At 45.7% G+C, this 269-nt stretch carries 1 protein-coding gene; it reads right to left on the bottom strand.

Annotated features, from left to right (window positions below; all coding sequences use genetic code 11):
* Positions 1-39 precede the first annotated feature (39 nt).
* Positions 40-269: single stranded DNA-binding domain-containing protein (locus L9G74_RS24190; protein ID WP_238898646.1), on the bottom strand; the 230-nt coding region annotated here is incomplete at its 5' end.

Below are 269 nucleotides of genomic sequence, written 5' to 3' on the forward strand. Positions count from 1 at the left end.
CCGATTTCTCCAAAGAAGGTAAACTCAGCTGTTTTGGCGTCATGGTTCGTCTAATGGGTCGACACCTATGATAGCCACTCTGTACCTTGTTTCAATTGCATTAGTGATGCACCTCGAGCATTTATATGTGTTCCCTTCTCTACCTGCTCCTCTCTTACTGGTGTTGCATGCTATGTACCACCAGGCTTCAGCAGGGACTAAATCCTTGATGGCTATCTTGACAATATAGCTGTTGCCCAAGGCTTCGTGGGGATTAAGGTCACAGATAT

This window comes from Shewanella electrica (assembly GCF_022321485.1).
GTDB classification, from domain to species: domain Bacteria; phylum Pseudomonadota; class Gammaproteobacteria; order Enterobacterales; family Shewanellaceae; genus Shewanella; species Shewanella electrica.